The organism is Streptomyces sp. NP-1717, from assembly GCF_022695985.1.
GTDB lineage: Bacteria > Actinomycetota > Actinomycetes > Streptomycetales > Streptomycetaceae > Streptomyces.
Genome location: NZ_JAAPBF010000062.1, coordinates 1 through 25,840, shown reverse-complemented (window position 1 = coordinate 25,840; position 25,840 = coordinate 1). Strand labels below are relative to the sequence as shown.

The 25,840-nt window shown below is 71.7% G+C and carries 24 protein-coding genes and 1 riboswitch; of the genes, 13 read left to right on the top strand and 11 right to left on the bottom strand.

The annotated features are described in order from the left end of the window. The first annotated feature begins 13 nt into the window (after window positions 1-13). The 6 genes from shc to GXP76_RS35865 all read left to right on the top strand — a co-directional run bounded on the left by shc (window position 14) and on the right by GXP76_RS35865 (window position 6,283). Window positions 14-2,086, top strand: a complete 2,073-nt coding sequence (gene shc, locus GXP76_RS15715) for a squalene--hopene cyclase (RefSeq protein WP_242572132.1) — start codon at window positions 14-16, stop codon at window positions 2,084-2,086. Continuing rightward, the gene (locus tag GXP76_RS15710; protein WP_242572131.1) at window positions 2,086-2,772 is read left to right on the top strand and encodes a 1-hydroxy-2-methyl-2-butenyl 4-diphosphate reductase; all 687 of its coding nucleotides are present in this window, start codon (window positions 2,086-2,088) and stop codon (window positions 2,770-2,772) included. Before shc ends, GXP76_RS15710 begins: the two co-directional genes overlap by 1 nt. Window positions 2,773-2,777: 5 nt before the next feature. Beyond that, window positions 2,778-3,797, top strand: coding sequence for an adenosyl-hopene transferase HpnH (hpnH, locus tag GXP76_RS15705; RefSeq protein WP_242572130.1), 1,020 nt, complete (start codon window positions 2,778-2,780; stop codon window positions 3,795-3,797). 103 nt (window positions 3,798-3,900) lie between these two features. Continuing rightward, window positions 3,901-5,355, top strand: coding sequence for an aspartate aminotransferase family protein (locus tag GXP76_RS15700; protein WP_242572129.1), 1,455 nt, complete (start codon window positions 3,901-3,903; stop codon window positions 5,353-5,355). A 64-nt stretch (window positions 5,356-5,419) separates the two neighbouring features. Then, window positions 5,420-6,046, top strand: a complete 627-nt coding sequence (locus tag GXP76_RS15695; protein WP_242572128.1) for a helix-turn-helix domain-containing protein — start codon at window positions 5,420-5,422, stop codon at window positions 6,044-6,046. Window positions 6,047-6,085: 39 nt separating this feature from the next. Beyond that, window positions 6,086-6,283, top strand: coding sequence for a DUF6126 family protein (locus GXP76_RS35865; protein WP_242572127.1), 198 nt, complete (start codon window positions 6,086-6,088; stop codon window positions 6,281-6,283). A 34-nt stretch (window positions 6,284-6,317) separates the two neighbouring features. Here GXP76_RS35865 and GXP76_RS15685 read toward each other — a convergent pair whose 3' ends face one another. Continuing rightward, window positions 6,318-7,121: a tyrosine-protein phosphatase gene (locus GXP76_RS15685; RefSeq protein ID WP_242572140.1), complete on the bottom strand. Its 804-nt coding sequence runs from the start codon at window positions 7,119-7,121 to the stop codon at window positions 6,318-6,320. Between the two features lie 414 nt (window positions 7,122-7,535). Next, window positions 7,536-7,693: riboswitch (cyclic di-AMP (ydaO/yuaA leader) on the top strand. Between the two features lie 4 nt (window positions 7,694-7,697). Between GXP76_RS15685 and GXP76_RS15680 the strand changes: the two genes are divergently transcribed. After that, window positions 7,698-8,630, top strand: a complete 933-nt coding sequence (locus tag GXP76_RS15680; RefSeq protein WP_242572126.1) for a LysM peptidoglycan-binding domain-containing M23 family metallopeptidase — start codon at window positions 7,698-7,700, stop codon at window positions 8,628-8,630. Window positions 8,631-8,796: 166 nt separating this feature from the next. Further along, window positions 8,797-9,624 (top strand): SGNH/GDSL hydrolase family protein, encoded by an 828-nt coding sequence (locus GXP76_RS15675; RefSeq protein WP_242572125.1) that lies wholly within the window; start codon window positions 8,797-8,799, stop codon window positions 9,622-9,624. Window positions 9,625-9,645: 21 nt separating this feature from the next. Here GXP76_RS15675 and GXP76_RS15670 read toward each other — a convergent pair whose 3' ends face one another. Genes GXP76_RS15670 through GXP76_RS15645 form a run of 6 tightly spaced genes read right to left on the bottom strand, consistent with a single transcriptional unit; the run spans window position 9,646 to window position 15,835 of the window. Continuing rightward, window positions 9,646-10,497 carry an STM4011 family radical SAM protein gene (locus GXP76_RS15670; protein ID WP_242572124.1) on the bottom strand — a complete coding sequence of 284 codons (852 nt, stop codon included), beginning with the start codon at window positions 10,495-10,497 and terminating at the stop codon, window positions 9,646-9,648. Window positions 10,498-10,516: 19 nt separating this feature from the next. Next, entirely contained in the window at window positions 10,517-11,905 is a 1,389-nt protein-coding gene (locus GXP76_RS15665) for an STM4012 family radical SAM protein (RefSeq protein ID WP_242572123.1), read from the bottom strand. Continuing rightward, complete coding sequence (locus tag GXP76_RS15660; protein WP_242572139.1) at window positions 11,905-12,714, bottom strand: STM4013/SEN3800 family hydrolase; 810 nt, start codon at window positions 12,712-12,714, stop codon at window positions 11,905-11,907. Before GXP76_RS15660 ends, GXP76_RS15665 begins: the two co-directional genes overlap by 1 nt. A 28-nt stretch (window positions 12,715-12,742) precedes the next feature. Continuing rightward, window positions 12,743-13,942: an STM4014 family protein gene (locus tag GXP76_RS15655; protein WP_242572122.1), complete on the bottom strand. Its 1,200-nt coding sequence runs from the start codon at window positions 13,940-13,942 to the stop codon at window positions 12,743-12,745. Further along, on the bottom strand, window positions 13,923-14,897 hold the full coding sequence (locus tag GXP76_RS15650) for an STM4015 family protein (RefSeq protein WP_242572121.1): 975 nt from the start codon (window positions 14,895-14,897) through the stop codon (window positions 13,923-13,925). The genes GXP76_RS15655 and GXP76_RS15650 overlap by 20 nt, the downstream gene beginning before the upstream one ends. Further along, window positions 14,894-15,835, bottom strand: coding sequence for an STM4015 family protein (locus tag GXP76_RS15645; protein ID WP_242572120.1), 942 nt, complete (start codon window positions 15,833-15,835; stop codon window positions 14,894-14,896). Before GXP76_RS15645 ends, GXP76_RS15650 begins: the two co-directional genes overlap by 4 nt. Before the next feature lie 170 nt (window positions 15,836-16,005). Here GXP76_RS15645 and GXP76_RS15640 point away from each other — a divergent pair, with 170 nt between their 5' ends. Together GXP76_RS15640 and GXP76_RS15635 are read left to right on the top strand one after the other, a co-directional pair. Further along, window positions 16,006-16,335, top strand: coding sequence for a hypothetical protein (locus GXP76_RS15640; RefSeq protein WP_242572119.1), 330 nt, complete (start codon window positions 16,006-16,008; stop codon window positions 16,333-16,335). A 111-nt stretch (window positions 16,336-16,446) separates the two neighbouring features. Further along, window positions 16,447-17,448 carry a DUF6745 domain-containing protein gene (locus tag GXP76_RS15635; RefSeq protein WP_242572118.1) on the top strand — a complete coding sequence of 334 codons (1,002 nt, stop codon included), beginning with the start codon at window positions 16,447-16,449 and terminating at the stop codon, window positions 17,446-17,448. A 7-nt stretch (window positions 17,449-17,455) separates the two neighbouring features. On the opposite strand, the gene GXP76_RS15630 is transcribed toward GXP76_RS15635, so the two are convergent. From GXP76_RS15630 to GXP76_RS15620, 3 genes are all read right to left on the bottom strand, one after another. After that, window positions 17,456-18,334 carry a carbohydrate kinase family protein gene (locus GXP76_RS15630; protein ID WP_242572138.1) on the bottom strand — a complete coding sequence of 293 codons (879 nt, stop codon included), beginning with the start codon at window positions 18,332-18,334 and terminating at the stop codon, window positions 17,456-17,458. A gap of 176 nt (window positions 18,335-18,510) precedes the next feature. Next, complete coding sequence (locus tag GXP76_RS15625) at window positions 18,511-19,134, bottom strand: TetR/AcrR family transcriptional regulator (RefSeq protein ID WP_242572117.1); 624 nt, start codon at window positions 19,132-19,134, stop codon at window positions 18,511-18,513. A 73-nt stretch (window positions 19,135-19,207) separates the two neighbouring features. Then, a complete protein-coding gene (locus GXP76_RS15620) occupies window positions 19,208-20,389 on the bottom strand; it encodes a Glu/Leu/Phe/Val dehydrogenase dimerization domain-containing protein (protein WP_242572116.1) in 1,182 nt (393 codons plus the stop codon). Between the two features lie 375 nt (window positions 20,390-20,764). Here GXP76_RS15620 and GXP76_RS15615 point away from each other — a divergent pair, with 375 nt between their 5' ends. After that, complete coding sequence (locus tag GXP76_RS15615; protein ID WP_242572137.1) at window positions 20,765-22,069, top strand: MBL fold metallo-hydrolase; 1,305 nt, start codon at window positions 20,765-20,767, stop codon at window positions 22,067-22,069. A 216-nt stretch (window positions 22,070-22,285) separates the two neighbouring features. On the opposite strand, the gene GXP76_RS15610 is transcribed toward GXP76_RS15615, so the two are convergent. Beyond that, window positions 22,286-23,077, bottom strand: coding sequence for a DeoR/GlpR family DNA-binding transcription regulator (locus tag GXP76_RS15610; RefSeq protein ID WP_242572115.1), 792 nt, complete (start codon window positions 23,075-23,077; stop codon window positions 22,286-22,288). A 147-nt stretch (window positions 23,078-23,224) separates the two neighbouring features. Here GXP76_RS15610 and GXP76_RS15605 point away from each other — a divergent pair, with 147 nt between their 5' ends. Then, entirely contained in the window at window positions 23,225-24,118 is an 894-nt protein-coding gene (locus tag GXP76_RS15605) for an SIS domain-containing protein (RefSeq protein WP_242572114.1), read from the top strand. Window positions 24,119-24,468: 350 nt separating this feature from the next. Further along, a partial coding sequence (locus GXP76_RS15600; protein WP_242572113.1) for a sensor histidine kinase KdpD occupies window positions 24,469-25,840 on the top strand: 1,372 nt, incomplete at its 3' end.

Genomic DNA, 25,840 nt, shown 5'->3' with positions numbered 1-25,840 from the left:
GTAAGGGGAAGCCATGACAGCGACGACCGACGGAAGCACCGGGGCCGTGGGACCCCACGCTGCCGCGGCGAGCGAACCGTCCGACACCACTCCCGTCACGAACGACATCGGAGAGGCCGCACGGCGGGCCATCGCACGATCCGTCGAGCATCTGCTCGGCAGACAGGACGCCCAGGGCTGGTGGAAGGGCGACCTGGAGACCAACGTAACCATGGACGCGGAGGATTTGCTGCTCCGTCAGTTCCTCGGCGTCCAGGACGCCGGGACCACCGAGGCCGCCGGCCGGTTCATCCGGGGCGAGCAGCGGGCCGACGGGACCTGGGCCACCTTCTACGGCGGCCCCGGCGAACTCTCCGCGACCATCGAGGGATACGTCGCGCTGCGCCTCGCCGGGGACAGACCCGACGACCCCCACATGGCGCGCGCCGCCGCCTGGATCAGGGAGCACGGTGGTATCGCCGAGAGCCGGGTCTTCACCCGGATCTGGCTCGCGCTCTTCGGCTGGTGGAAGTGGGACGACCTGCCCGAGGTACCGCCCGAACTGATCTTCCTGCCCAAGTGGTTCCCGCTGAACATCTACTCGTTCGGCTGCTGGGCCCGGCAGACCATCGTGCCGCTCACCATCGTCTCGGCCCTGCGGCCCGTCCGCCCCGCGCCCTTCGCGCTGGACGAGCTGCACACCGATGTGCGCCGCCCGAACCCCGCCAGACCCCTTGCCTCCGCGACCAGTTGGGACGGCGTCTTCCAGCGCGTCGACAAGGCGCTGCGCCTTTACCACAAGGTCGCTCCGCGCACGGTCCGCCGGACGGCGATGAACGCGGCGGCCCGCTGGATCGTCGAACGCCAGGAGAACGACGGCTGCTGGGGCGGCATCCAGCCCCCGGCCGTCTACTCGCTGATCGCCCTGCACCTGCTCGGCTACGACCTCCGGCACCCGGTCATGCGCGCCGGACTCGAATCGCTCGACCGGTTCGCGGTCTGGCGCGAGGACGGCTCGCGCATGATCGAGGCCTGCCAGTCCCCGGTCTGGGACACGTGCCTGGCGACGATCGCCCTGGCCGACGCCGGGCTGAGCCCGGACCACCCCGCGCTCGTCAAGGCGGCCGGGTGGATGCTGGACGAGCAGATCGTACGCCCCGGCGACTGGGCCGTGCGCCGCCCGGGACTCGCCCCCGGCGGCTGGGCGTTCGAGTTCCACAACGACAACTACCCCGACATCGACGACACCGCCGAGGTCATCCTCGCCCTGCGCCGGGTCGCCCACCCCGACACCGCGCGCCTGGACACGGCCGTCGAGCGCGGCGCGCGCTGGACGCTCGGCATGCAGTCGAGGAACGGCGCCTGGGGCGCCTTCGACGCCGACAACGTCAGCCGGTTCCCCAACCGGCTGCCGTTCTGCGACTTCGGCGAGGTCATCGACCCGCCGTCGGCCGACGTCACCGCGCACGTGGTGGAGATGCTGGCGTACGAGGGCCTGGCCCAGCACCCCGACACCCGGCGCGGCATCGAGTGGCTCCTCGCCGAACAGGAGGCCGACGGCTCCTGGTTCGGCCGCTGGGGCGTCAACTACGTGTACGGGACGGGGTCCGCCGTGCCGGCACTCGTCGCGGCCGGGATCCCCGCCGGCCACCCCGCGATCCGCCGCGCCGTCGGCTGGCTCGAATCCGTGCAGAACGACGACGGAGGCTGGGGCGAGGACCTGCGCTCGTACCGCGAGGAGAAGTGGATCGGGCACGGCGCGTCGACCGCCTCGCAGACCGCGTGGGCGCTGCTCGCCCTGCTCGCCGCCGGACGGCGCGGGACCCCCGCCGTCGAACGCGGCGTGGCCTGGCTCGCGGCGGCCCAGCGGGAGGACGGCTCCTGGGACGAGCCGTACTTCACCGGCACCGGCTTCCCGTGGGACTTCTCCATCAACTACCACCTCTACCGGCAGGTGTTCCCGCTCACGGCGCTCGGCCGGTACGTCAACGGGGAACCGAGTCTGGACCGTACGCCGGCCCGCGCCGAGCACCTGCTGACCGGCCGGACCAGGAGCGTCGAGGAGCGACGGCCGGACGTCCGGGCGGACAGCCGCAAGGGGGCCTGATGGACTCTCCCGCCGGCGGCGCCGGCGGCGGGGCCGTCACCCCGCTGCTGATCGCCTGCGCCCTCGGCATCGAACAGGCCGCCCTGCGCAGCGCCCTGCGCAGGGGGCGGGCGGGCCGGAGCGGCCGGACGCCCGACGCCGGGCCCGTCACCGTACTCCGGACGGGCATGGGCCCCGGGAACGCCGAGCGCGCTACGGCGCGCGCGCTCGGGACGGACCGGAACAGGGGCGCGGCCGTCATCGCGTCCGGATTCTGTGCCGGACTGGCCCCCGGCATGAACCCCGGGGACCTGGTCGTCGCCGACGAGACCAGGGGCCCCCACGGCTCGACGCCCTGCACGGGGACGGCGCTCCTCGTGGAGGCGCTGTCCCGGGCGCTGCCCGGACGCGCGGTCCACACCGGCCCGCTCACCGGGTCCGACCATGTGGTGCGCGGCGCCGAGCGGGCCGGACTGCGGGCCACGGGAGCCGTCGCCGTGGACATGGAGTCCGCCGCCACGCTGCACAGCGCGCTCAGCGCCGGGTCCCGCCCGGTTGCCGCCGTACGGGTGATCGTGGACGCCCCGGAGCACGAACTAGTCCGAATTGGTACGGTTCGAGGTGGAATATCAGCTTTCCGTGTCCTTCGTGCCGTCATTCCGGCTTTTCTTGAATGGCACCGTTCTTTGCTGCTCCCCAGGAGGTGAGCTAGATGGCCATGCCGCTCCGTCAGACCATCAGGGTCGGGACGTACCTCGTCGAACAGAAACTCCGCAGGCGTGAGAAGTTCCCACTCATCGTCGAGCTCGAACCGCTCTTCGCCTGCAATCTCGCCTGTGAGGGCTGCGGCAAGATCCAGCACCCGGCCGGGGTCCTGAAGCAGCGCATGCCCGTGGCGCAGGCGGTGGGGGCGGTGCTCGAATCCGGGGCGCCGATGGTCTCCATCGCCGGTGGCGAGCCGCTGATGCACCCTCAGATCGATGAGATCGTCAAGCAGTTGGTGGCGAAGAAGAAGTACGTCTTCCTCTGCACCAACGCGATGCTGATGCGCAAGAAGATGGACAAGTTCACGCCGTCGCCGTACTTCGCGTTCGCCGTGCACATCGACGGCCTGCGCAAGAGGCACGACGAGTCCGTCGCCAAGGAAGGGGTCTTCGACGAGGCCGTGGAGGCGATGAAGGAGGCCAAGAAGCGCGGCTTCCGGGTCACCACCAACTCCACCTTCTTCAACACCGACACCCCGCAGACGATCATCGAGGTCCTCAACTACCTCAACGACGACCTCAAGGTCGACGAGATGATGATCTCGCCCGCCTACGCCTACGAGAAGGCCCCCGACCAGGAGCACTTCCTGGGCGTCGAGCAGACGCGGGAGCTGTTCAAGAAGGCGTTCTCCGGCGGCAACAGGCGGCGCTGGCGCCTCAACCACTCCCCGCTCTTCCTGGACTTCCTGGAGGGCAAGGCCGACTTCCCGTGCACGGCCTGGGCCATTCCCAACTACTCGCTCTTCGGCTGGCAGCGCCCCTGCTATCTGATGAGCGACGGGTACGTCCCGACGTACCGGGAACTGATCGAGAAGACCGACTGGGACAAGTACGGCCGGGGCAAGGACCCGCGCTGCGCCAACTGCATGGCGCACTGCGGCTACGAACCGACGGCCGTACTCGCCACCATGGGCTCCCTCAAGGAGTCGCTGCGGGCGGTCCGCGAGACGGTCTCCGGAAGCAAGTAGACCGGCGGCCCGCGACACCACGGCCACCGGAAGGACGGCGGCGCCCGCCGCCGTCCTTCCGGCGCCCCGGCCGGCGGTCACAGCTCCGGGAGGAGACCACACGATGACCAAGTCCAGCGAGAGCGGTACGGAGAGCGGCACCCCGCCCCGTGCGGCACGCGAGCCGGACGCGCGGGGCAAAAGCTTCGACCTCGCGAAGCTCCTCGCCGAACGCGGCGGCGAACGCTACGAGTTGCACACCGCGCACCTCAACCACCAACTCCCGCGCATGCTGCGGACCATCGGCTTCGACAAGGTCTACGAACGCGCCGAGGGCCCCTACTTCTGGGACGCCGAGGGCAACGACTACCTCGACATGCTCGCCGGCTTCGGCGTCATGGGCCTCGGCCGGCACCACCCCGTCGTACGCAAGGCCCTGCACGACGTACTCGACGCCTCGCTCGCCGACCTCACCCGCTTCGACTGCCAGCCGCTGCCCGGCCTGCTCGCCGAGAAGCTGCTCACGCACAGCCCGCACCTGGACCGCGTCTTCTTCGGCAACAGCGGAACGGAAGCCGTCGAGACCGCGCTGAAATTCGCCAGGTACGCCACCGGCAGGCCCAGGATCCTCTACTGCTCCCACGCCTTCCACGGCCTGACCACCGGCTCGCTCTCGGTCAACGGCGAGGCCGGCTTCCGCGACGGCTTCGCCCCGCTGCTCCCCGACACCGCGCTCGCCCTCGGTGATCTCGACGGGCTGGAAAGGGAGTTGAAGCGCGGAGACGTCGCGGGCTTCGTCGTCGAACCCATCCAGGGCAAGGGCGTGCGCGCGACGCCGCCGGGCTTCCTGCGCGCGGCGCAGGAGTTGCTCCACCGGCACAAGGCGCTGCTCATCGCCGACGAAGTGCAGACCGGGCTCGGCAGGACCGGGGACTTCTACGCGTACCAGCACGAGGACGGCGTCGAGCCGGACCTGGTGTGCGTCGCGAAGGCGCTCTCCGGCGGCTACGTGCCCGTCGGCGCCACTCTCGGCAAGGACTGGATCTTCAAAAAGGTCTACTCGTCGATGGACCGCGTGCTGGTCCATTCGGCCAGCTTCGGATCCAACGCACAGGCGATGGCCGCGGGGCTCGCCGTCCTGTCGGTGATCGAGGACGAGAAGATCGTCGCCAACGCCCGGACGACCGGCGAACTGCTCCGGTCGCGGCTGGCGGCCCTGGTCGACCGGTACGAGTTCCTGAGCGAGGTGCGCGGCCGGGGGCTGATGATCGGCATCGAGTTCGGGAGACCGGCGTCGATCGGACTGCGCGGGCGCTGGACGATGCTCCAGACCGCCCGGAAGGGTCTCTTCGCGCAGATGGTCGTGGCGCCGCTCCTCCACAAGCACCGCATCCTCACCCAGGTCTCCGGGGACGAGCTGGAAGTGATCAAGCTGATTCCGCCGCTGACGATCGGGGAGCGGGAGGTCGACCGCTTCGTGACGGCCTTCACGGCTGTCATGGACGACGCACACCAGGGCGGCGGGCTGATGTGGGACTTCGGCAGGACGCTGGTGAAGCAGGCGATCGCCAACCGTTGAGCAGGAGGTTTGCCTCTCAGGTAAGAGATTTGCCTCAGAGGAAAATTCCTGGCGCAATGGAGGCATGACCGACCCAGCCGCCATCGGCGGGCACGACCCCGCGACAGAGGCCCTGCCGGACGTCGCGCCACAGCTGCGCGAACTGCGACGCGGCCGCGGCCTCACCCTGGAGGCCGCCGCCGCACGGGCCGGGCTCTCCCCGGCCCATCTCTCCCGGCTGGAGACCGGGCGCCGCCAGCCCTCGCTGCCGATGCTGCTCGGACTCGCGCGTGTCTACGGTACGACGGTCTCCGAACTGCTGGGCGAGGAGCCGCCCGAACGCGACCCCGTCATCCGCGCCGCGCGGGCGGAACCGGTGGAGGCCGACGGCTGGATCTACCGGCAGGCGGGCAGCTCCTCCGGCCGGGCGATGCAGCCGCTGCGTGTGACGGTGCCCTACGGGGCGCAGGGCGACCTCGTCCGTGTCCACCCGGGGGAGGAGTGGATCCATGTCCTTCAGGGCCGGCTCCGGCTGGGCCTCGGGGACGCCGTCCATGTGCTCGGGCCGGGCGACAGCGCCCACTTCGACTCGATGACACCGCACCGTCTCGCGGCGGCGGGCCCCGACGCCGCCGAGCTGCTGTTCGTGCACACCCTGCTGACCAGCCCGACCGCCGAGCTGTGTCTGCCGGGCGGGGCCCACCGCCGCTGATCCGCCCTCGGTTCCGACCAGATGAGAGAGGTCATCCCCGTGTCCGACAACCCCGTGGACCCCGCCGCCGCGCGCGAGCCGGAGGCGAGGGCCGAGAGCCCCGCCGAGCCCGTCATGGACGAGGAGCGCAACTTCCCGCGCGGCCTCGCCATCCGGCTCTTCGCCTACCTCGTGGCCGGCCATGTCCTGGCCGGCTTCCTCTACCTGCTCTTCGAGGCGGGCGCGCAGGGCCGCTGAGGCGGGCCGGACCGGCGCCGGCCGGCCGGACGCGTCACGCCTCGTCGACGAGCCGGCTCCGCAGCCGTTCGCGCGTCTCGTCCGTCAGGCCCAGGCCGTCCGTGAGATAGCGGTCGATGCTGCCCCACGTCTCCTCCATCGTCGTGAAGGCAGTTTCGAGGTACTCGGCGCGCGCGTCGAAGAGCGGCGCCAGCAGCTCCATCACCTCCGGCGAAGTCCCGCCGGGCGTCGGATCGCTGCGCCGCACCCGGTACCTGCGGTGCGGCTCGTTCGACTTCAGATAGTCCGTCTCGATCGCCTCCCGCTCCACGCCCACGGCGAGCAGCGACACCGCGATGGAGAGCCCGGCCCTGTCCTTGCCCGCCGCGCAGTGCATCAGGGCGGGCAGACTCTCCTCGGCCAGAGCGTGCAGCACACGCCGGTGCTCGGCCGTACGGTCCAGCACGATCGAACGGTAGGAGGCGGACATCCGGGCCACGCCCTTGCCGTCGGCGAGGATCGACCGGAGCTGGTCCAGATCGCCGTCACGGACCATCTTCCAGAACTCGGTCCCGTCGGCCGGGTCGGTGAGCGGAATGTTCACGTTGCGCACGCCGGTCAGCTCGACGTCCAGACCGTCCAGCTTCTGGTCGGCCGCGTTGCGGAAGTCGAAGACCGTATGCAGGCCCAGTGACCTCAGGAACTCCGTGTCCTCGGCCGTGGCGTGCGCGAGGTGGCCGCTGCGGAAGAGCCGTCCGTACCGTACGCGCCGTCCGTCGGCGGTCGGCAGACCGCCCACGTCGCGGAAGTTGCGTACGCCGGCCAGTTCGGGCTCGGCCGGCGGGACCTGCTGCGGCACCTCGTGCGTCACGTAGAGCTCCTCCGCGTCTGCGGCCGGCGCTCGTCGCCGACGCTGTCGCGCTCCGACTTTACGACATCCCCTCCCGTCGAAATCGCTTCATTAATGCGGCTTCTGTCCGTATTGAGTCATTGCGGCCAACCTGCCCTGGTCGCGGCATAGATGGGTGCAGATCGTCCTCGACTGGTGAGCCAGATCATATCCGTGACGGTGTGTGGCGGCGTCCGGAAGGGGAATTGGGGCGGCGTCCGGAATTCGAAGATCCGTAATCCACGCAGGGTGACCGCCCGTGGAGACCGATATCCAATGACGGATTGCCGGAGGAAAACGACGGCTTGTACGGGTCGGTCCGCCCGGCTTACCGTCACCGCAATCCGAGCGGATCGCCGAATCCTGCCGCCGTTCGGAATCCGCATCCACCCAGCACTCATCCACGTGTGGCAGGAGCGGGGGACCCAGGTAGTACGCCGGTCCGGAATTCCGGACGGCTCGGGGTGAAGTCGCGTCACGGCGCGGCCGGGCATCTCCAGCCCGAACCCGACAGCTCACCTCGCAGGCGCCGGAGAGGAATCCGCCATGCCCGGAAAGGGTAAGCACCGTCGTCCGAGGACCAACCCGATCACCCGCGGATTCGTCGCCGCCGGAACGGGTGGCGCCGCCATCGCAATTCCGCTCATCGGTGCCACCGGCGCGCACGCGGCCGAGCAGGCCGCCGCTCCGTCCGCCGCGCCGGAGCGCACCGTGGCCGCCGCGCACGCCGCTCCCGCCGCGCAGACGGCGAAGCAGGCCGCCACCGCCAAGACCGTGAAGACGTACTCGGTCAAGGCCGGGGACTACCTCGCCAAGATCGCCGAGACGCAGAAGGTCGGCGGCGGCTGGCACAAGCTGTACAAGGACAACCGCGAGGCCGTCGGCGACGACCCGTCGCTGATCCACCCGGGTCTCAAGCTCACCATCGGCGCGAAGAGCAAGGCGTCCTCCGAGGGCAAGGCCGAGGCCACCCCGAAGAAGAAGGCCCCCGCGAAGCCCGCCGCCCCGGCGAAGCCCGCCCCGGAGGCGGACACCACCTCGGCGAACGAGCCCGCCGCGCAGAGCAACGGCTCCGGCTACACCGCCCCCGTCGACGGCGCGACCCCCACCACCGCCTACCGCGCGGCCGGCGGCAGCTGGGCCAGCGGCTACCACACCGGTGTGGACTTCGCGGCCGCCTCGGGCACCACCGTCAAGGCGGTCGGCCCCGGCACCGTCGTCTCGGCCGGCTGGTCCGGGTCGTACGGCAACGAGGTCGTCATCAAGCACGACGACGGCCAGTACTCGCAGTACGCCCACCTGTCCTCGCTCGCCGTCTCGGCGGGCCAGAGTGTCTCCGGCGGCGACCAGATCGGCCTCTCCGGTTCCACCGGCAACTCCACCGGTCCGCACCTGCACTTCGAGATCCGCACCGGCCCGAGTTACGGCTCGGACGTCGACCCGCTGGCCTACCTGCGCGGACACGGCGTTTCCCTCTGACCCCGTTCCACCACGAGAAAAGGCCGTTGGCCGGCACCCCGGGTGCCGGCCAACGGCCTTTCCCCTATTCCGGCTTGAACGAATTTTGACCGGTGGTGTTTCTCACCGGCGTCAACCCCTCCTTACGGTCGCGTAGGTCACATACGCGGGTGAAGGATGTTCCGCTGTGGCTGACGATTCGAGAAGAGAAACCAGAAGTGCCTTCGGGTCGTACGCCGCCATCGGTGACAGTTTCACCGAAGGCGTCGGCGATCCCGGACCGGGCGGAGTGTTCGTCGGCTGGGCGGACCGGCTCGCCGTACTGCTCGCCGACCAGACACCCGACGGAGCGGCGGTCGACGATCCGCACCACGGGTCGTTCCGGTACGCCAATCTCGCCGTACGGGGCCGGCTGCTCGACCAGATCGTGGCCGAGCAGATCCCGCGCGCCAAGCGGCTCGCCCCGGACCTGGTGACGTTCTGCGCCGGCGGCAACGACATCATCCGTCCCGGCAGCGACCCCGACGACGTCGCGGAACGCTTCGAACGCGCGCTGGCGGATCTGACGAGCGTGGTCGGCACGGTCATGGTCCCGACCGGGTTCGACACCCGCGGCGTGCCCGTGCTGCGCCATCTGCGCGGCAAGATAGCCACGTTCACCGCGCACGTCCGCTCCATCGCCGACCGCCACGACTGCCCGGTCCTGGACCTGTGGTCGCTCCGATCCGTCCAGGACCGCCGCGCCTGGGACGGCGACCGGCTGCATCTGTCCCCGGAGGGCCACACCCGCGTGGCCCTGCGCGCGGCCCAGGTCCTCGGCCTCGACGTGCCGGCCGACCCCGACCAGCCGTGGCCGCCCCTGCCCCCGCGCGGCACGCTGGAGGTCCGGCGCGACGACATGCAGTGGGCGCGCGAATACCTGGTCCCCTGGATCGGCCGCCGCATCCGCGGCGAATCCTCGGGCGACCACACGGTCGCCAAACGCCCGGACCTGCTGCCGCTGACGCGTCACTGACACCCGGTCACCGAGGACATGTCACCGGCTCGGCGCGGCCGGTATCCGTTCCAGGACGCCGCCCGCGAAGACGTCGTACAGCGGCAGCGTCTCCAGGTGGACGTAGCCGATGTGGCAGTCGCAGGTGGTCAGCGGGCAGGCGCGGGGCTTCAGGGCCGCGCGGTACGAACCGTCGTAGAGATTGCCCAGCTCCGCCGGGACGAAGTGGCAGCGGCGGACCGTGCCCTCGCCGTCCACCGAGATCACCGATTCGCCCGTCCGGCACGGCAGTCCGGCCGAGCGGTGGGGGTGGCGGCTGTACGGGAACAGCGGGTCGACCGCTGTCCAGTCGGCGGCCTCCGGGTCCGAATAGGTGCGGCCCTCCGCCGCGTTGACCCACAGATAGACCTGTTCGGGGAGGTCGGCGCGGAGGCGGCGGGCCTGGTCGAGGTGGTCCGGGAAGCCCACGATGCCGACGCTGAAGCGGATGCCCGCGTCGCCCAGCTCACGGCACTTGGTGAGGAAGCGGTCGTACGGCGTCTGGCCCGGGTGGTACGTGCACCACAGGGCCACCTTGGCCGGGTCCGCGGACCTCAGCCAGTCCGTGCGGCAGCTCAGGTTCGTCTGGATGGCGACCCGCGACACGTGCGGGAGGTGGGAGAGCTCCGTGAGCGCGCGCCGGTACCAGGAGCGGGTCAGGCCCTCGCCCCAGGGGGTGAACAGGACCGACAGCCGGTCGTCCGTCCGCTCGGCGGCCCACGCGGTGAAACGCTCCAGCGCGGCGCGGTCCGCGCGCAGTTGGACGGGACTGTCACGGCGCTTGGCGAACGGGCAGTAGGGGCAGTCGTAGTCGCAGGACGCGAGCGGGCCGCGGTAGAGGATCGTCAGGTCCACGTCTGTCTCACTGTCTGTCTCACTTCGGTTCGTACGACGCCATCGCCGCGCGGACGGCGGGGGAGAACAGCGCCGGGCCCAGCGCGTCCGAGTGGGCCAGGCCCTCGGGCGAGAGCCGCAGCAGGCCGGGGCCGGCGTCCGTGTCGAGCCAGCCGAGGCCGGCGAAACGGTTCAGCTCGGCGGGGAAGTCGTCGTAGGGGCCGCTGCCGAACCGCTCGCCGTAGTCGGCCACCACCATGCCCCCGGCCTGGAGCAGCGACTGGAGCAGATGACGCCGGCGCGCCTCGTGCGCGTCGACCGCACGCCCCACCTCGGCGCGGGAGAAGTCCTCGGTGACCGTGTACGCGTCGATGATCGTGCGTATCTCGCGCATCCCGACCGCGTAGTCGAAGGAGTAGTGCAGGTCCGAGGTGTACGACCGCGCGCCGCAGCCGAGGCCGATCATGCCGTCGGTCTGGCACGCGTAGTCGTCCGCCCCCTCACGCGGCGCGCCGGGCAGCCGGAACATCCGCATCGACACCTGCTCGTAGCCCTGGGAGAGGAGATGGTCCCGCCCCTGGCGGTACAGCTCCAGCCGCTGCGCGTCCCAGCCGGCCTCGCTGGGATGGGCGCGCTCGCCGAGCGGGGTCAACGGCCGGGCGTACAGCGGGTAGAGATACAGCTCCTCGGGCCGCCAGGCGAGCGCCGCGTCGAGCGAGAGCCGCCAGGACCGGGGCGTCTGGCCGTCGATGCCGTAGATGAGGTCGATGTTGAGGACCGGGATGCGCGCGTCCCGGATCCGGCCGAGGGCCGCCTCGACGTCGGCGCGGCGCTGCGGGCGCACCGCCGCCTTCGCCTCCTCCTCGACGAAGCTCTGCACGCCGATGCTCAGCCGTGTGGCCCCCCGGTCGGCCAGTACCGACAGCCGGTCGGCCGTCGCGGTCGACGGCGACGTCTCGACGGAGAGGGGAACGGCCCGCAGATCGGCGCCCATCCGCTTCTCGGCGATGTCGCACAGCCGCTCCAGCTCGCCGGCCGTGAGGAAGGTGGGCGTGCCACCGCCGAAGGCCGCCGCGGCGAAGCGCACCGCGTCCGCCTCGGTGCCGGTGCCGGTGCCGGTGGCCGGACCGGTGTGCGCGTGCAGCGCGTCGGCGACGGCCGCCGCCTGCCGGTCCAGCGCGTCCAGATAACGGGTCGTCAGTTCGCCGGGCGCGCCGATCCGCGTGAAGAGATTGCAGAAGCCGCAGCGCACCTCACAGAACGGAATGTGCAGATAGAGCGAGAGCGCGTCCTTGCGTTCACCCGCCCACAGCTCGCTCAGGACCGGGCGGTCGGCGAGCGGGCGGTACGCCGTCTTGTGCGGGTACGCGTAGACGTAACTCTCGTACGGACGCGGCGCGATGGTGGTGGTGCTTGTCGGGTCGGTCATCAGGGTGCCCCAGGTTCCAGGAAGAAGTGGGCGTACGGCACGGTCCAGACGGACTCGTGGCCCAGACGGTGGCCGCTCCACCCGTCGTCTCCGTAGGCCGTGCCGTGGTCGGAACAGACGATCGTGAAGCAGCGGCGCCGGCTGCTCGCGGCGGCGAACAGCCGCCCGATGTGCCGGTCGACGTATTCGAGAGCGGCGGCGTGCGTCTCCCGCGAGTCCCCCGCCGCACGGGTGGCGCCGGGCAGATGGAACCAGTTCGGCTGGTGCAGCGACGGCACGTTGACGAAGAGGAACAGCCGCTGCTCGGCGGGCAGCCCGGCCACGACCTCCCGCGCGCGAGCCACCTGCGACTCGAACGACGTCGGCGACGCCACACCGAACTCCGGTGCCCAGTGGCTCTCCTGGAACATCCCCGGCAGTACGGAACCGAGCGGGCCGCGCTTGTTGAAGAAGCCGACACCCCCGATGCACACCGTCCGGTACCCGGCGTCCGCGAGACCGGACACGAGATCGGGCGTGTCGAAGACGAACGTCCTGTCGGCCGTCGATTCGCTGCCCTCGAACCGCGCCGCGAACAGTCGCGGATGCGGCCCCGGCGCCGCGGGAGTCGGCAGGAAACCCGCGAACATCGCCTGGTGCGAGGCGTAGGTGAAGCTGCCGGGTGCGTGCCGCCTCTCCCAGCGGCCACCCGGCAGATGACGCGCGAGATTCGGCAGCCTCCCTGCCTCGGCCAGCTCGGCCGCCACGTCGAAACGCAGCGTGTCGAGCGTGACCAGCAGCAGGTCGTCGTGGCCGACGACCCGGCCCATGTCGGGCAGCCCCGCGGAGATCGCTGTCTCAGACGTGGACATGGTGCTCCCGCCCCGTGACATCGGTGGCGGCGGCGCCGCCGTCGACCCGCGCGCCGCCCCGACGGTCGCCCGCCCGCAGGGCCGCGAGCTGCGCCCCGTACGTGTCCAGGCCCTCCGCGCCGCTTCCCGGCAGTCCGGTGAGCCCCGGCAGCAGATCACCGAAGGCGTTGACCTCGCCGACGGCGAAGCGGCGCCAGCCGGTCGCGGGCAGCAGGTCCACCCCCACACAGTGTGTGCCGGGGAAGCACGCGGCGGCCCGCTCGCAGATCTCCAGCGCGGCGGCCCAGCTCCGGCCGCCCCCCGCCGCCTCGGTCGCCTCCCGTGCCGCGTTCAGATCGCCACGGGCCCCGCCGAGATGGAGATTGGTCATGGGCGACGAACTGGTACGTACGACGGCGTGCGTCGCCCGGCCCGCGACGACCACCACCCGCAGATCGGCCGCCCTGCCGTGCTGCGAGGCCTTCGGCAGCCACCGCTCGACATGCAGCCCGTCCGGGGCCAGCGCGTCGACGATCGCCGCCACCTCGTGCTCGGTGGTCAGGCGCCGTACCCGCAGCGAGTTGAACAGCCGCCCGGCGGCGTCGCGTTCGACCGATGTCGTCGCCCGCACCCGACCGGGTCCGGCGGTCTCGACCGCCAGCACCCCGGAGGCCGACGATCCGTGGGCGAGTTTGACGAACGCCCGGCGCATGCCGGGACCTTCCATCAGCGCGCGTACGTCGTCCCAGCCTCGCACGGCCGGGGCACGGGGCCCCGAGGTCGGCGACGGAGGCACGGGGACGGAGGCGAGGTCCAGCACCTCGTGGCACAGCCGCTTGTCGAAGAGCACCGCCAGCTCGTCCGGGTCGTCCAGGAGCCGCGCTCCCCCGTCCTGTGCGGCCCGGCCCAACTCCCTTACGGCGGAGACGAACCGCTCGTACCAGAGCGCCGTGCCCTCGACCCGTGTCGGGTCGTCCCCGCCGCGCAGCAGCCGCTCCACCGCCGCGTCCTCGCCCGGCGACTCGACCCGGACGGTCTCACCCGGACGGAACTCGGCACGCCCGCCCAGCACATCGAGCCAGGCCACCTCACGGGCCGGCGGCAGGCCCGCGGCCCGGACCGCGTCCTGGAACAGCCGCACACGCCGGTTGGCGGGATTGCCGACGACCGCCAGGCGCGGCTCGCCGCTACTCGGAGACGGCGACATAACGCCACTCGTCGTCTTCGTCGATGTCGTCGGCAGGCTCCAGCTTCACCCGCACACCGTGCGGCTCCAGAGCCTCCTGGATCCGCGCGGTCCAGGCCGGTGACATGAAGTGGTGGTCCAAGTCCAGCTCTTTGAGGTGGGTGAGCGGCTGGCCGGTGAGGAGTGCCTCGGCACCCTCGTCGCCGAGCGTACCCATGGACAGCGCCAGTGTTTCGAGCCCGGCCACGACCGGCGCGGAGGCCACCGCGCCGACGATCTCGTCCTGGATCTCGCTGTTCTGGAGCCCCAGATGACGCAGCCGCGGGAATCGGCCGCCGTCGAGGAAGGGTGCCAGATCGGCGACGGTGGCGCTGCCGCCGTACTCCTCGACGCCCAGCCACAGCTCCAGACGCTCCAGCGCCGGCAGCTCGCTCGCGCCGACGGCGCGCACGACGGAGCCCGGCAGCCCGCCCGATTCGAGACACAGCACACGCAGATGCTCGTGCTTCACCGGCCGCAGTCGCAGATCACCGTCCTCGTAGGTGTCGCCGCAGCCCTGCACGCGGAACTCCTCAAGCAGGGGGAACGCCTCGATCGCCGGGGTGACGTCGGTCATCCTCAGCCAGGAGATCTCGCACCGCTCGCCGTCCACGTCCGCCAGGAACAGCCCGCGCAGGGCGGGGAACCGCGCCGCGTCGGCGATGATCAGCTCCATGGCGGGGCCCAGCCCCGAGTAGTCACCGGTCCACCACGGGCCGATGACCAGCGCGCGTACGCGTCCGGTGTCCACGACCTGCGTGAAGCGCTGCCACACCTTGTCGAAAGTCCACTGCTCGTCATAACCGCAGTCGAGCCGCCAGGCGACGGCGTCGGGCTCGGGCAGCGTCCCCGGTGCCGGGACCTCGTCGAGAGGGAGGGTGAAGAAGGGCAGTCCGCAGAGCTGCTCGTAGGGGTTGATCTCGACGGCGCCGCTCATTCCGCCACCGCCGTGTAACGCGACTCGTCGTCCCTCGCCGACTCGCACTCTGAGAGGTCCACGACCACACCGGCGGGCTCCAGCGTGGCGCGGATCCGCTCCCGCATCGGCTCGCTCAGATAGTGGTGGTGCAGATCGAGCTTCTTGAGGTGCGTGAGCGGCTGCCCGCCGAGCAGCGCCTCCGCGCCTTCGTCCCCGAGGGTGCCCATCGACAGGTCGAGGGTCTCCAGGCGCGCCACGACCGGCGCTCCCGCCAGCGCCGCCGCTATGTCGTCCTGGATCTCGCTGTTGCGCAGGGCCAGTGACTTCAGCGCGGGCAGGCGCGCTCCGGTGAGGAACGGCTCCAGGTCCGCCACGATGGTGTTCGCCCCGTACCAGGACGTGCCGAGCCAGATGTCCAGATGCTCCAGCGCGGGCAGTTCCGCCGCGCCGATGTTACGCACCACGTCGGCGTCCAGACCGCCCGTCTCGATGGTCAGTGACCGCAGCCGCTCGTGCTTGATCCCGGTCATGTCCAGCGACTGACCACCGCGCACCCCGAACGAGCGGAGCTGCGGAAGGGCGTTGATCAGTGGGCCCATCGCCGTCTGGTTGATCCAGGAGATCTCGCACTCCTCGTAGGTGATGTCACCGACGAACAGCGCCCGCAGCGAGGGCAGCCGGTCGCTCGCCGCGATGAGGGCTTCTGTCAGCTCGTCCGGCGGGGAGTCGTACGCCTCGCTCCAGGCGCCCACGATCAGCGCGCGGACCTCGGTGGAGTCGACGGCCTTGAGGAAACGCGCGAACGCCTCCTCCCACTCCTCCTCGCTGTCGTACGCGTCGACGCTCACACGCCAGGCCACCGACCCCGCGTCGGGGAGCTTCGCCTTCGGTTCGGCTTCGGGGAAGTCGAAGGCGGGCAGGCCGTCCAACTCCTGCAGGTGCTTCGAAACTGTCATGGCGTGTGCTCCAGACACCGGGCGTCGGCGTTGATCGGCTTGTTGCTGAGAGAAGTTGTAACAGGCCCCACTGACAACCCCGTTCCGGGGGCGGAGCCGATTGTCAGACCCTGCGTCTAGCGTCGTTCACAGGTCGGCGCACTCGGCGCCGTCCGGTCGAGGGGAGAGCCATGTACCGGCAGGGAGACGTGCTCATCGTGCCCGTCGCTGAGGAGAGCGTGCCGTCCGGCATCGCCGAGGCGCGGAGCGAGCCGAGGGACGCGCGGGGCCGCCTCGTCCTGGCGCTGGGAGAGGTCACGGGCCACGCCCACGCGGTGACGGGCCCCGGCAGGCTCGTCCGGGAGACCGGCGGGGAGTTCGGGCCGATGCTGCTGCATCTGCCGGAGGGCGGCCGGGTGGTGCACGAGGAGCACGCGGCGATCCCGCTGCCCAAGGGGTGGTTCCTCGTGGTGCGCCAGCGCGAGTACCTGCCGGGTGCGGTGCGCGTCGTCGCCGACTGAGGACACCGGCGGGCGGAACGCGCGAACGGCACGGCGCGATCGCGGGGCAGGCAGGGCAGTTCGGTGCAGGGCAACGGAACGACAGTGACAACAGGGGACGGGGCTTCAGACATGCAGCAGGTGGACAAGTGGCGGGGCGTCGCGGCGGCGACAGGGGCGGCCGACCGGCCGGCGGCCGAGGCGGGGATACGGCTCGCCTACCGTACGGCCGGACTGACCGAGCCGGAGCGGATCGTGTGGGCGGACTCGCCGCTCGCCGGACTCAACGCCGTCCGGGCCCTCACCGATCAGGGCAGGTCGGTCCGTGACGAGGTGCGCACCAAGCCGTGGGCCGAGGAACGGCGGCGTATCCACGACGAGTTGGGCCCCGCGGGCTGGGCCGAGTGGTGGGGCGCCACCGGCGCCCGCCTGTGGGACACCACCCGGGCGCTCGCCGAGCGGATCCGCTCCGGCATCACCGACGCGCCGGCCATGGATCCCGCCGATCTGCCCGAGACGCGTCAGCTGCTGCTCGACGCGGTCCTCGGCCAGCACGACGCCGCCTGGCTCGCCGCGTTCGACGGCCGGGGCGAGCGGCTCGCGGGACTCGCCGAGGTGGCGGCCCACGCCGGCTGGTGGTGGCCGTACGAGAAGGTGACGGTGGTCTGCGAACGCCCGGTGGAGCTGCACCGCGACGAGGCGGGACGGCTCGACCGCGGCGACGGCCCGGCGCTGGCCTACCCGGACGGGTTCGCGCTCTACGCGTGGCGCGGTATGCCGGTCCCGGCCGGCTTCCTCGCCGAACTCACCTCGCTCGACCCGGCGCGGATCCGCGCCGAGGAGAACGCGGAACTGCGCCGCGTGATGCTGGAGTACTACGGCTACGACCGCTATCTCGCCGAATCCGGCGCCGAGCCGATCGGCAAGGACGAGACCGGCATCCTGTGGCGGATCGCCCTCGACGACGACGAGGACGTGGTGATGGTCGAGGTCGTCAACTCCACCCCGGAGCCCGACGGCACGAGCCGCACCTACTGGCTGCGGGTGCCGCCCAGCACCCGTACCGCCAAGGAGGGCGTCGCCTGGACGTTCGGCCTCGACGCCCAGGCGTACGAACCTCTCAGGCAGACCTGACGGCGCCCTAGACGCCCGACAGAAGTGCCTCGGAGGTGATCGGCGACGAGCTGCCCTCCACCGTGCACGCGTAGGCGCCCGCGACCGCGCCGAGTCGGGCGCAGTCGTCCAGGTCCCGCCCCGTCAACTGGCCGTACAGGAAAGCGGAGACGTACGCGTCGCCCGCGCCGTTGGAGTCCACCACCGGTGCGGGCGGGACGGTCGCCGGGATCGGCCGGGGCGTGCGGCTGCCTTCGCGGGTCAGCAGGTACGACCCGCCGGCTCCCGCGGTGGCCACCACCGCCTGCGCCCTGCCCTCGCGCAGGATCTCCCGCATCACCGGCGCTATGCGCTCGCGCGCACCGGCGGCGCTGAGGAAGACCAGATCCGCGCGGTAGGCGAACTCCCGGTGGTAGGCGTTCACCCCGTCCCAGTCGTGCAGATCGGTCGAGACCGGGATTCCCAGCTCGATGATGTCGTCCAGCAGGAACCGGGTGAAGTTCGTCAGTGACACATGGACGCGGCGGGCCCGCCGCAAATGCGGCAGGTAGAACTCGCGCGGCATCCGCAGGTCTTCCGGATCGCGCGCGTCGTAGAGGGACATCCTGCGGCCCGTCTTCTCGACGAGATTGACCGCGCGGCGCGTGCCCGCGGGCGAGATCAGCCCTTCGAAGTCCACCCTGCCCTTCGCCAGATGCTCACGGACCTGGCCGCCCGTCCAGTCGTCACCGATGAAGTCGAGGAATTTGACGTTCAGTCCGAGGGCCCGACAGCCCAGGGCCACATTGCCGCCGGTCTGTCCCGGCCATTCGCGGATCGGCCCGACACCGATCGCGTCGGCGAGCGGGACGGGGAGCGAGTCGACACGCACCACGGTGTCCACGCCGCTGCCGCCGACGACCAGCATGTCGAGGCCCTGCCCGGCTCCCGGATCGGCTCCCGGCCCACCGTGCTCGGCGTCCGGGTGTTCGGTCTGCTGCTGCGCCACGGTCTCCACCTTCGTTCCGGGTTCCGGATGCCCGCCACAGTACGGCCGTCGTGGCGCCGGCCGCCCCGCCGGGTGTGTGTCACCGGCGGGGGCGGTCACGAGGGGCCGGCGGCGGTGAGGACCGCCCGGTCGACACCCAGTTCACGCGCGAGCGCCTCGTCCGACCACTCCAGCAGGGTGGTGCGGGTCAGCGATCCCGCGTACGACGTCATCTGCACCGCGAGGCCGTCCAGCAGCGCCGTCAGCCGCCAGGCCGTCGCCACCGGGTCCGCACAGCGGAACTCCCCGGCGTCGACGCCCTCGGTGATGACCGCGGCGAGCGCCGTCTTCCACTGCTGGTCGAGTTCGCTCGCCACCTCGTGCAGCGCGGGCTCGCGCGGCGCCGCCGCCCATCCCTCGATCCACAGCCGCCAGCCCTTGGCCTCGCCGGTCGGCGCGTACCAGCGGGTGGCGGCGTGCAGCCGGCGCAGCGCGCCGGTACCGCGGCCGAGCAACTCCCGCAACTGCGCCAGGTCTTCCTCCGCCGCGTGCCGGAAGGCGGCGGCGAGCAGCTTCTCCTTCGTGGAGAAGTGGTACAGCACGAGGGCGTTACTCACTCCGAGGGCGGCGGCGACATCCGCGATGCGCACGGCGGCCACCCCCCGGGTCTGGATCTGCTCGATCGCGGCGCGCAGCAGGTCCTCGCGCCGCTCCTCCACACTCAGCCTTACTCTCGCCACAACTGAACCCTAACCCCCGCCTGTTGACAGAAATCGCGGGCCTGTAAACCGCCGCTCTCCCGGTACCCGCCGGTCAGCGGTAGTGGCCGAACCGCTCGGCTATCAGGGGCAGTCGGTCGGCGGCGATGGCGTGTGCGGCGGCCCTGGGGGTGGTGCCCCCGGCCTCCGCACGCGCCAGCATCAGCTCCGTCAGCGCGCGCATGGAGCGGCGCGTATGGGCGAAGGCCTCGTCCGCGTCGGCCCCGATGTCGCCGAAGAGGGTCCACCACCACCAGGCGTTCGTGGCGGAGTTGACGACGACGTCCGGCAGCACCGTGATCCCGCGGGCGGCCAGCAGTACCTCCGCCTCGGCCAGGACGGGCATGTTCGCCGCCTCGACGATCCAACGGGCCGTGATCCGCGCCTGGTTGGTGGTGTCGATCGCGTACGAGACGGCCGCGGGCACCAGGATCTCGGCGTCCGCCGACAGCCAGGCGTCACCCGGCAGTTCCCGGTCGCCGGGCCGCAGCACCGCGCGGTCCACGGTCCCGAACGGGTCACGCGCGGCGAGCAGCGACTCGACGTCCAGGCCGTCCGGACAGGCGATGGTCCCCTTGACGTCCGCCACGGCCACGACCCTGAGCCCGGCCCGGGACAGGAACCGCGCGGTCGCCCCGCCCATCGTCCCCAGCCCCTGGAGCGCGACGCGCGTCCCGGCGTGCGGCACCCCCGCCCGGTCGAGCGCGGTGAGCGCGGCCTCGGCCACGCCGCAGCCCCCGGCGAGTTCGTCGAGGCCGATGCCGTCGACGTCCACGGCGAAGGCGTCGGCGAGACGCCGGCGCGCGGCCCGCTCGTCGTCCAGGAGCGGATGGATCGCCTGAATGGTCGAGACGAGCCCCGCGTCGGCGGCGGCCCTGTCGATCAGGTCCTGGGTCAGTCCCAGGTCCTCGCCCGTGGTCCAGACGGTCTCGATGTACGGGCGGACGGCCCGCAGGTAGCGGACGAGGATGCCGTACGCCGCGGGGTCCCGGGGATCGCAGTCGATACCGCCCTTGGCGCCGCCGAGCGGGATGTAGCGCGCCGAGGAGCCGTCGTCGTAGTGCAGGGCCTCTTTCATGGTCATGCCACGGGCGAGCCCGGTCACCTCGTCCAGCGAGCAGCCCTCGCGCATCCGGAGCCCGCCGCTGGAGACGCCGCGCACCAGCCGGTCGACGACCAGATATCCCTCGCGGCCGGTCACGTCGTCGGTCCACGTCAGCGATATCAGGGGGGACATTGGTGCCTCCAGGCACGACGGCAGACCATGGGGGAGTACTGCAACTGAATGGGAAGTCAGTATCGGGAGCGGGGCGTGCGGCTGTCAAAGAGATCACGGACGCTCGGCGGGCGGTCGCGTGGGCTCGGCGGGCGGCCCCGGAGGGGGGTGTCAGGCGCGTGCGCGGCGGCGACCGGGTGGCCGGATCTCGCCGGTCGGTGGCCGCGCGGGGGAATCCGCGAGATCGGCCGGACGTTGCACCACCGTGCCCCGGACGGCACAACCGGCATGGCACCCCGGTCCGATAAACCGCCCATAATGGGATGAACCGAACCTTCAGGAGATGCAGTGAACGGCGCCGGCTCCCCACCCTCACTCCGCTCCCGGCTGCGCGCGATGCGGTCCGAGGCCTTCGGGGCCGACTCGGCCGGCGAACGCCTGGAGCGGATCCACCGTTCCCCGAACTTCGCCGACGGTGTGTTCCAGAACCCCGAGGGCACCGCGAGAACCAGACCGTCCGGCTCCATGCTGGAACTGTCGAAGGTCTACCTCCGTAAAGAGGCGCGGGCCCGGCGCGCGCCCGCCGGTCCCATCCCCGTCCATCAGGACACCCTGGCCGACCTCGCCGTCCCGCCCGTCTCCGGGCTGCGGCTGACCTGGATGGGCCACTCCAGCGTCCTCGCCGAGATCGACGGCCGGCGCGTGCTCTTCGATCCGGTCTGGGGCGAGCGCTGCTCCCCCTTCTCCTTCGCAGGACCGAAGCGGCTGCACCCCGTGCCCGTCTCACTCGCCGCGCTCGGGCCGGTCGACGTCGTCGTCATCTCGCACGACCACTACGACCACCTCGATCTGCCGACGATCAAGGGCCTCGCCTCCACGAACACCGTCTTCGCGGTGCCGCTGGGCGTCGGCGCCCACCTGGAGCACTGGGGCGTGCCCGCGTCGCGCCTGCGCGAACTGGACTGGAACGAGACCGCCGAGGTGGCGGGCATCTCCTTCACCGCGACCCCCGCGCGCCACTTCTGCGGCCGCGGTCTGCGCAACCAGCAGCACACCCTCTGGGCGTCCTGGGCCGTCGCGGGACCCGAGCACCGCGTCTACCACAGCGGTGACACCGGCTACTTCTCCGGCTTCCGCGACATCGGCGCCGCGCACGGCCCCTTCGACGCCACGATGATCCAGATCGGCGCCTACAGCGAATACTGGCCGGACATCCACATGACCCCCGCCGAGGGGCTGCGGGCGCACCTCGACCTCCAGCAGGGCGAGCCGTGCGGCGTGATGCTCCCGATCCACTGGGGCACCTTCAACCTCGCCCCGCACCCGTGGGCCGAGCCCGGCGAGGGCACGGTCGCCGCCGCCGCCGAGGCGGGCGTAACGATCGCGCTGCCCCGGCCCGGGGAGTCCTACGAGCCGACGCTGACCGAGACCATCCCCGGTGCCCCGTGGTGGCGTCCGGTCGCCCTCCCGCCGGCCGACGGCTGGCCGGAGGCGGCTCCGGCCGGGGAGAAGGCCGCGGTTTCGGCCACGGCCTCCGTCGCGGCGACGGCCACGGCGACCGCGGCCCCCGCACCGGGTGCGGACTCCGGGACGGCGGACCGGGCCACGGGCACGGAAGGCGTGACGGCCAGGACGGAGACCGGCCCCGGCGCGGGCTCGGGCCCCGCCGAGTCGGCGCCCTCCGCGCAGAGCGCGCCGTAACGCGGCCGGTGCCGAGCGCCCTGCCAGGGCCTGTCCGGCGGATTTTCGGGGATCGGCCCGGGGCGTCCGGTGCGGTGCGTCGCAAGGCGGAGGATCGGGCTCGTACTGGACGTACTCGCACGTCTTCGAGAACACTGCCGACGCGGCGAGGTGCCGTGCCAGGCGTTCCGGGCCCCCGAAGGTCCGCCGGACAGGGCCTGGGTGCGCGGACCCCGCTCAGACCTGGACGACCGTCACGCCGCGCTCCTCGAACAGCTTCGCCTGTTCGGGGGCGCCGGTGTCCGTGATCAGGGTGCCGATGGCCTCCGTCGGACAGATCCGGGCGAAGGCCAGCGTGCCCAGCTTCGTACTGTCGGCCACGACCACGAGCCTGCGCGCCCGTGCGGCGAGCAGCGCGTTGACGCTCGCCTCGTGTTCGCTGCGCGCGCTCGCCCCCGACTCCGCGTCGACGGCGTCGGCGCCGATGAAGGCGATGTCCAGACTCACCTCGCCCAGGATGTGCCTGGCCAGCGGACCCACGAGTTCGTACGACTGGGGCATCGCCACCCCGCCCGTGGTCACGATCTTGATGTGCGGGCGCACGGCCAGTTCATGAGCGATGTTGAGGGCGTTGGTCACCAGGGTGACGGCCGGCTCCCCGCCCCTGTCCGGCACACCGGCCAGATCGCCCCGCGTCGCGACCGCGCGCGCGACCTCGGCCGTCGTCGTGCCACCGTTGAGCCCGATCACCATGCCCCGGTCCACCAGCGCGGCGGCGGCGCGGCCGATGCGCTGCTTCTCCGCCGACCGCCCCACCGACTTGTAGCGGGGCGGCAGCCCGTACGAGACGGAGTGCGCCGCCGCCCCGCCCCGGGTGCGGGTGAGCAGCTGCTGCTCGGCGAGATGGTCGAGGTCCCTGCGTACGGTCGCCGCCGACACCGACAGCTCGGCGGCGACCTCGTCCACGTCCAGCCGGCCCCGCTCGGCGAGCAGTTCGAGCAGGGTGTTGTGCCGTTCGTAGCGGTTCACCGCGTCTCCTTCGCCACTCCTCGGATCATTCAAGCACCTTCGAGCCCCCTTCAAGCCCGAGGAAGTTTGCTTGAAGGTGCTCGAAATGCTGCTCTAGCATGCATGAACAAGCATTTTCACCACAGAGATCGAGAGTGGAGAGCCGACGTGACCTTTGTCCAGACGGAACTGGCCAGTCAGCCCGCGAGCTGGAGCCGGGCGGCGGAGCTGGCCGACGGCCTGCGCGGTACGGATCGGCTTCCCGTGGCCGGTGAGCGCACGGCGGTCGTCGGCTGCGGCACCTCGTACTACATGGCCCAGGCGTACGCGGCGCTCCGGGAGGGCGCGGGCCAGGGGGAGACCGACGCCTTCGCCGCGTCCGAGTTCCCGGCCGGCCGACGGTACGACCGCGTGGTGGCGCTGACCCGGTCCGGTACCACCACCGAGGTGCTTCAACTGCTGGCCGCCGCACGCGGCACCGCCGCCCGGACGACCGCGATCACCGCCGACCCCGAGACGCCGATCAGCTCGGCCGCCGACGACCTGGTCGTCCTCGGCTTCGCCGACGAACAGTCCGTCGTGCAGACCCGGTTCGCCACCACGGCCCTCACCCTGCTCCGCGCCCATCTCGGCCTGCACACCGAGTCGGTGGTCGCCGACGCGGAGCGCGCCGTGGCGGAGCCGCTGCCCGAAGGGGTCACCGACTGCTCGCAGTTCACGTTCCTCGGGCAGGGCTGGACCGTCGGACTGGCCAACGAGGGCGCCCTCAAGATGCGGGAGGCGGCGCTTGCCTGGACGGAGTCCTATCCCGCGATGGAGTACCGGCACGGTCCCATCAGCATCACCACCGAGGGCACTGCGACCTGGCTGCTCGGCCCCGTGCCCGACGGTCTCGCCGAGCAGGTCGGCGCGACCGGCGGACTGTGGGTGGCCGGTGAACTCGACCCACTCGCCGAACTCGTACGGATCCAGCGCCTCGCACTCGCGCTCGCCGACGCGCGGGGTCTCGACCCCGACCGGCCGCGCCACCTCACCCGTTCGGTGATTCTCGCCGACGGGTAGCCCGGCGGAGACCCCCGCGCGGCCGCGGGGCGACAGGCGGACGGCGTCATTTGTCGGACACGGCCGGGGCCGGAGACGTGGGCAACCGCTCCGGCCCTCAGCGCGATTGCACTGTTTCGGACTGTTGTGCGACGACTCATACCGGAGCGGGATGCTCTGTGGGCAAGTTCGTCAACTGCCCGCCGAAACTGACTATTCGCCAACTACCGTGTGTGCTCGGTGATCAACGCTGGGCTTCTTTCGCATGTCCGCCCGCCGTCACACCGACGCACGCGCACCACACAACCGCACCACGCACCACAGAGCCGCAGAACACCGAATGCCTGGGGCCCCACGTACCGAGGACGCTGATGTCTCAACTTCGCGCACCCGCCGCGCGACCAGATCGCCGGGAAGGCGGCCGGCACGGCCGGCCGGGCACCCGTACGCCCACGGCCAAGGCGTCGCCGGCCAAGGGCCGGGCCGCACCCGAGCCGCCCGCACAGGCGCCGCCCGACGCCGGTATACGCCCCCAACTCGTGCGCGCCGCCGTCGTGCCGACGGTCATAACCACGCTCAGCGGCCTTCTCGCCGTGCTCGTGACCGTCCGCTCCGGCGGGATGGCACCGACCGCCGAGATCTGGGCCGCCGTCGTCGGGACGGTGCTGATCGGCGTCCTCGCGACGACGGCCGCCGCCGTCGGCGCCGACCGCGTCGCCAGATCCGTGCACGACCGCTCCAACGCGCTGCGCCGGTCGAGCGCCCGGGCCCAGGCCGACCTGCGCGGCGTCGTGGAACAGCTGCGCCGCGGCGAGGGCCCGCCGCCCCGGCGACCCCACCCGGCGAAGCCACCGGTCGGCGACGAACTGGACCTGCTCGCACAGGAACTGGGGCGGTCCCAGGAGCACGCCATCGCGGCCGTCGTCCAGGCGTCGCGGCTGTCGAGCAGCGTCGGCAACGAACAGAAGGTCGAGGTCTTCGTCAACCTCGCCCGGCGGCTCCAGTCGCTGGTGCACCGCGAGATCCAGCTCCTGGACGAGCTGGAGAACAAGGTCGAGGACCCGGATCTGCTGAAAGGTCTCTTCCAGGTCGACCATCTCGCCACCCGCATCCGCAGGCACGCCGAGAATCTCGCCGTACTCGGCGGCGCCATCTCGCGCCGCCAGTGGAGCCGGCCGGTCACGCTCACCGAGGTGCTCCGTTCCGCCGTCGCGGAGGTCGAGCAGTACCCACGGGTCAAACTCGTACCGCCCGTCAACGGCACCCTGCGCGGGCACGCCGTCGCCGACGTCGTCCACCTGCTGGCCGAACTCGTCGAGAACGCCACGCTGTTCTCGGCGCCGCACACCCAAGTCCTGCTCCGCGCCCAGCAGGTCACCGCCGGACTGGCGATCGAGGTCGAGGACCGCGGGCTCGGTATGCCCGCCGACGAGTGGAAGCGGATGAACGCCCTGCTCGCCGACCCCGACCAGGTCAATGTGGCCCATCTCCTCCAGGACGGACGCATCGGGCTGTTCGTGGTGTCGGCCCTCGCCCGGCGGCACGGCATCGCCGTCCGGCTGCACGCCAACATCTACGGCGGGATCCAAGCCGTACTCGTGCTGCCGCAGGCGTTGTTGGGCGCCGACGGCGACACCGACGGATCGGGGCAGGCCGGCGGCCGCGCCCCGGGAGTGCCCCTGGCCGGGCCCGCACCCGCGCCGGTCCCGGAGGCGGCCCCGGCCCCGGCACCCGCACCGCCAC